This window comes from Streptomyces sp. NPDC056480 (assembly GCF_042795405.1).
GTDB lineage: Bacteria > Actinomycetota > Actinomycetes > Streptomycetales > Streptomycetaceae > Streptomyces.
Genome location: NZ_JBHTSA010000067.1, coordinates 41,427 through 47,426, shown reverse-complemented (window position 1 = coordinate 47,426; position 6,000 = coordinate 41,427). Strand labels below are relative to the sequence as shown.

At 72.9% G+C, this 6,000-nt stretch carries 3 protein-coding genes; 1 reads left to right on the top strand and 2 read right to left on the bottom strand.

What is annotated here, in order from left to right:
- Positions 1-143: 143 nt before the first annotated feature.
- On the bottom strand, positions 144-2,525 hold the full coding sequence (gene treY / locus ACFQ79_RS26150; protein ID WP_383587657.1) for a malto-oligosyltrehalose synthase: 2,382 nt from the start codon (positions 2,523-2,525) through the stop codon (positions 144-146).
- Between the two features lie 90 nt (positions 2,526-2,615).
- Between treY and ACFQ79_RS26145 the strand changes: the two genes are divergently transcribed.
- Positions 2,616-3,848, top strand: a complete 1,233-nt coding sequence (locus ACFQ79_RS26145) for an MFS transporter (RefSeq protein ID WP_383587660.1) — start codon at positions 2,616-2,618, stop codon at positions 3,846-3,848.
- Here ACFQ79_RS26145 and glgX read toward each other — a convergent pair.
- Positions 3,817-5,937, bottom strand: coding sequence for a glycogen debranching protein GlgX (gene glgX, locus ACFQ79_RS26140; RefSeq protein ID WP_383587653.1), 2,121 nt, complete (start codon positions 5,935-5,937; stop codon positions 3,817-3,819). The two genes, ACFQ79_RS26145 and glgX, sit on opposite strands and share 32 nt — an antisense overlap.
- Between the last annotated feature and the right edge of the window lie 63 nt (positions 5,938-6,000).

Genomic DNA, 6,000 nt, shown 5'->3' with positions numbered 1-6,000 from the left:
GACGGCTCCTTTTACACCATGTGCGTGGTCTCGCGAGCCACCCGAACCTGACCCACCCAAGCCTCCGTGGGGCCCCGGGGTTCACCCCGGGGCCCCTCGGTCCGTCACTCCGTCACTCCGTCGCCCGTCAGTCCGTCAGCCCCTCAGCCGTGCAGACGTGCCAGCAGCGCCACCGGCCGCTCCGCGAACAGCTCCGCCAGTTTCAGCTCCGTCGCCGGCCCGCCGGTGAACTCCCTTACGCCGTCCAGGACATCGCCCCAGCGGCCGTCCGGGAGGACCAGCTCCGTGTCCTGCCAGCCGCCCGCCTCCCAGAGGCGCAGCGGCAGCCGGGTGACGGCGGTGATCACCTCGTCGGAGCGGCTGAAGGCCAGGCAGTGGGCGGCCGTCGGGCCCTCCGCCGTGAGCGGCGTGTACGCGCCCCGGGCGCCGAAGGCCGCGGGGCGCTCGCGCCGCAGCCGCAGCGCCGCCCGGACCAGGGCCGTGTGGTCGTCGTCCGGGCCGACCGCGAACGGGGCCCGGTTGTCCGGGTCGACCAGCGCCCGGTACTCCCGCTCCGTGTTCTGGTACAGCTCCGGCACCCCCGGCATCGTCAGCTGCGTGAGGAGCGCGCCCAGCGCGTGCGCCCGGATGTGCGGCTCCAGGGCGAAGGCCGCCTCCGATGCCGCCCGGAGCGGGATGCGGCCGGGCCCGGCGGCCGCGAACTCCTCCACCGCCCGCTCGTACTCCGTGTCGGGCTCCGTCCAGCTGGTCCTGAGACCCGCCTCCCGTACGGACTTGAGGATCGCCGGGCCGAGCCGGTCCGGGTCCGGGGTGCCGAGGCCGAAGGCGGTCTGCCAGGCCGTCCAGGCCACGTGCGGGTCCGGCGCCGGCACCCCCGCGACCTCCCCGAGGAGATCCGCCCACACCTGCGGGCACTGCGACAGGACCGCGATCGCGGCCCGGACGTCGGCGCTGCGCTTGGTGTCGTGCGTGGACAGGACGGTGCCGGTGCCCGGCCAGTCCCGTGAGATCCGCAGGCAGTACGCGTGGAACTCGTCCACCGGCACCGCCGGGCGCCCCGCGTCACCGCCCACCTCGTTCGCCGAGAGCAGCGGGGTGTACCGGTAGAAGGCCGTGTCCTCCACGGACTTGGCCCGCAGAGCCGACGAGGTCTGCGCGAACCGGGCCCGGAACGCCCGGTGTTCGGGTCCGTCCCCGAGCGTCCCGAGCGCCAGGTCCCGTACGAGGTCGACCGCCGCGGCCTCCTCCGGCACCGCGAAGGCCGCCTTCGCGCCGCGCGCCGCCTCCGGGGTCAGCACCTCCTCGCCGCCGGTCCGGTACGGGCGGTAGACCGGGACCCGGACCAGGAGTTCACGGACGGCGGTGCGCAGCGCCCAGGGCGCATGGTCCCGCAGGGCGGGATCGGCGGCGCAGATCCGCTCCGCGATCCGGGTCAGGACGGCCGTCTCCGCGGCCAGGTCGTGGCCGACCACCTCGTACGCGGCCCGCCGCTCCGTCGCCTCCCAGCGGCCGCCCCTGTCGCCCGCTCGGCAGACGAACTCACGGTAGAGATCGGACAGTTCATGGCAGCCGACCGGATCGGTGAACACCCCGTCGACGTGCCGCAGGGCGTCGTACCCGGTGGTGCCGGCGACCGGCCAGGCGGCGGGCAGGGTCTCCGGACCGGTGAGGATCTTCTCCACCACGGTCCAGCAGCGCCCGCCGGTGGCCCCGGCGAGCTGCTCCAGGTAGCCCTGCGGGTCGGCGAGTCCGTCCGGGTGGTCGATCCGCAGCCCCTCGATCACCCCGTCCCGGACCAGTTCCACGATCTTCGCGTGGGTCGCGCCGAACACCTCGGGGTCCTCCACGCGTACCCCGATCAGATCCGAGATCGTGAAGAAGCGCCGGTAGTTGAGCTCGGTGCGGGCGAGCCGCCACCAGCCGAGCCGGTACCACTGGGCGTCGAGCAGCTCGTCGAGCGGCAGCCCCTCCGTGCCGGCCCGCAGCGGGAAGTCCTGTCCGTCCAGGTGCAGCGATCCGTCCGCGACCCGCAGCCGGTCCCGTACCTCCGGGAGCCGCGCGGGCAGCACCGGGAGCAGCAGCCGGCCGTCCCCGGCGGACCGGTCGATGTCGAACCAGCGGGCGTACGGCGAGGCGGGGCCGTCGCGGAGCACGGCGCGCAGCGCGTGGTTGTGCCGGGCGGAGGCCGCCATGTGGTTGGGCACCAGGTCGACGACGAGGCCGAGCCCGTGGGCCCGCGCGGTCGCGGCGAGGGCCCGCAGCCCCTCCTCGCCGCCGAGCTCGGCGCGTACGGAGCGGTGGTCGGTGACGTCGTACCCGTGGGTCGAGCCGGGGACCGCCTCCAGGACGGGGGAGAGGTGGAGGTGCGAGACCCCGAGGCCCGCGAGGTGCGGCACGGCCCGCTCGGCCGCCGCGAACGGGAACCCCGGCTGGAGCTGGAGCCGGTAGGTGGCGGTGGGAAGCGCGGGACGGGGTGAGGCGGAACCGGACGGGAAGGAGGTCGGGCCGGACGGGAGGGAGGTCATGCGAACGTACGTACCCCGCGGGAGGGCTTCTGTGTCATCGCCTCATGCACCCGTTCGTGTGCATCGCGTTACGTTCGCCCGATGCTCCGGATGTATCGCGACACGCTCTCCCTGCTCGGCCCCGCCCTGCCCGTCGTCTCCTTCCTCGGCCGGCTGCCCACCGCCATGTGCCAGCTGGGCAGCCTGCTCCTGGTCGCCGAGACGAGCGGCTCCCTCGCCACGGCAGGCCTTGCGGGCGGGGCGCTCGCGGCGGGGCAGACCCTCGGCGGGCCGGTCATCGGACGCCTCACCGACCGGCACGGCCAGCGCGGAGTCGTCCTCACGGCCTCCCTCGCCAACGCCGTCGCCGTCACCGCCCTGGTCCTCGCCGCGCTCGCCCACGCCCCCACGGCCTGGCTGATGGTCCTCGGCGGGCTCGCCGGGGCGACCGTCCCGCAGGTGGGGCCGCTCGCCCGGACCCGCTCGGTGGCCCTCGCCCGCCGCTCCGGAGCCGACGACCGGACCGTCGGCACGGTGCTCTCTTTCGAGGGCACCCTCGACGAGGTGTCCTTCGTCCTCGGCCCGGCGTTCGTCGGCCTCGCCGCCGCCGTCGCCCACCCGGCGGCCGCGCTCCTCCTGGCTGCCCTCCTGCTCGCCGTCTTCGGTACGGCCTTCGCCCTCCATCCGACGGCGCGGGCCACCCTTCACGAGCCGTCGGCGTCCACCCGTACGGGCGCCGCCGAACGGACGCGGCTGCCGGGATCCGCGTACGCCCTGCGCGGCACGATGGTCCTCCAGGGCGCCATGTTCGGCGCTTCGCAGGCCGGGATCACCGCACTCACCGAGGAGCTCGGCGCGCCCGCCCAGGCCGGTCTCGTCTACGCGGCCATGGGGGTGATGAGCGCCGCCGTGGGTCTCTCCATGGCGGCCGTGCCCGCCCGGATCGGGCTGACGACCCGCTGGCGCGCGGCGACCGCGGCGCTGGTCGTCCTCTCGGTACCGCTGCTGTTCGTCGGCTCCCTGGGCGCCCTGTACGCGGTCGTGGTCGTCCTCGGCGCCGCCTACGCCCCGCACCTGATCACCGTCTTCGGGCTCACCGAACGGACCGTGCCGGCCACGCGGCTCGCCGAGTCCATGGCCTTCCTCACCAGCGGGATCGTGGCCGGTCAGGCCCTCGCGCTGGCCGTCTCGGGGCGGCTCGCCGAAGGCCACGGCGCCCCCGCCGCCTTCGCGGTGGCGGTGGGGGCGGCCGTGGCCTGCGCGCTGCTGTCCTGGACGGTACGGGCGGCGGTGCCCGGTCCCGTACGGGAACTCAGGCCGGCCGGCGCAGAACGGTCAGGCTGAGCGGCGCGAGGGTCACCCGCTCGCCGCCCACGAGCTCCGGACCCTCCTGCGGCGGCATGCCCTCCGGGTCGGAGGTGTCCACCACCGTGCGCCAGCGGGTTCCGTGGCTGTCGGGGACCGCGAACTCCAGCTCCTTCGACGAGGCGTTGAACATCAGCAGGAAGGAGTCGTCGGCGATCCGCTCGCCCTGGGTGCCGGGCTCCGAGATGGCGTTGCCGTTGAGGAAGACGGTCAGCGCCTGGGCGTGCGCCGCCTGCCAGTCGCGGGAGGTCATCTCCTCGCCCTCGGGCGTGAACCAGGCGATGTCCGTGAGCTCGTCGTGGGTGCCCTCCACCGGTCGCCCGTGGAAGAAGCGGCGGCGCCGGAAGACCGGATGGTCCCGGCGCAGCCGCACCATCGCCCGGGTGAAGCGGAGCAGCGTGGCCTCGGCCTCGCTGTTCTCCTTCGGCCAGCGCACCCAGGAGACCTCGTTGTCCTGGCAGTACGCGTTGTTGTTGCCGCCCTGGGTGCGTCCGAACTCGTCGCCGTGACTGAGCATCGGCACCCCCTGCGAAAGCATCAGGGTGGCAAGGAAGTTGCGGGTCTGCCGGGCGCGCAGCTCGGCGATCCCGACGTCCTCGCTCTCGCCCTCCACGCCGCAGTTCCAGGAGCGGTTGTAGCTCTCGCCGTCGCGGTTGCCCTCGCCGTTCGCCTCGTTGTGCTTGTCGTTGTACGAGACGAGGTCCCGCAGGGTGAAGCCGTCGTGGCAGGTGACGAAGTTGACCGAGGCGAGCGGCCGCCGCCCGTCGTCCTGGTAGAGGTCGGAGGAGCCGGTCAGCCGGGAGGCGAACTCGGCGAGGGTGCGCGGTTCACCCCGCCACAGGTCCCGTACGCAGTCCCGGTACTTGCCGTTCCACTCGGTCCACAGCGGTGGGAAGTTGCCCACCTGGTAGCCGCCCTCGCCGACGTCCCAGGGCTCGGCGATCAGCTTCACCTGGCTGACCACCGGGTCCTGCTGCACCAGGTCGAAGAACGAGGACAGCCGGTCCACCTCGTGGAACTGGCGGGCCAGGGTGGCCGCCAGGTCGAAGCGGAAGCCGTCCACGTGCATCTCGGTCACCCAGTACCGCAGGCTGTCCATGATGAGCTGGAGCACGTGCGGGGAGCGCATGAGCAGCGAGTTCCCCGTACCGGTGGTGTCCATGTAGTAGCGGGGGTCGTCCGCGAGCCGGTAGTACGAGGGATTGTCCAGGCCCCGCATGGAGAGCGTCGGGCCCAGGTGGTTGCCCTCGGCGGTGTGGTTGTAGACCACGTCGAGGATGACCTCGATGCCCGCCTGGTGCAGCGCCCGCACCGCCGACTTGAACTCCAGGACCTGCTGGCCCCGGTCGCCCCAGGACGCGTAGGCGTTGTGCGGGGCGAAGAAGCCGATCGTGTTGTAGCCCCAGTAGTTGGACAGCCCCGCGTCGACCAGCCTGTGGTCGTTCACGAACTGGTGAACGGGCATCAGTTCGAGCGCCGTGACGCCGAGTTCCTTCAGGTGCCCGATCACCGACGGGTGCGCGAGACCCGCGTACGTCCCGCGCAGCTCCTCCGGCAGGTCCGGATGGAGCATCGTCAGGCCCTTCACATGGGCCTCGTAGATCACCGTGTGGTGGTACTCGGTGCGCGGCCGCCGGTCGTCGCCCCAGTCGAAGTACGGGTTGACCACGACCGAGGTCATCGTGTGCGGACCCGAGTCCAGGTCGTTGCGCGCGTCCGGCTTCCCGAAGGGATAGCCGTACACCGCCTCGCCCCACTTCACCTGTCCCGACACCGCGCGCGCGTAGGGGTCGAGGAGCAGCTTCGCCGCGTTGCAGCGGAGCCCGCGCTCCGGGGCGTACGGGCCGTGCACCCGGAACCCGTACCGCTGACCGGGCATCACACCCGGCAGATAGGCGTGCCGCACGAACGCGTCGGTCTCGCGCAGCTCCACCGCCGTCTCCGAGCCGTCGTCGTGGAGCAGACACAGCTCGATCCTGTGGGCGGCCTCCGAGAAGACCGCGAAGTTGGTTCCCGCTCCGTCATAGGTGGCGCCCAGAGGGTACGCCTGTCCCGGCCAGACCTGCATGGATACGACTCTTCCTCTTCTGTCCGGGTTTTATAGCTGTTCTTCGGCCGAATCCTGCCCGAA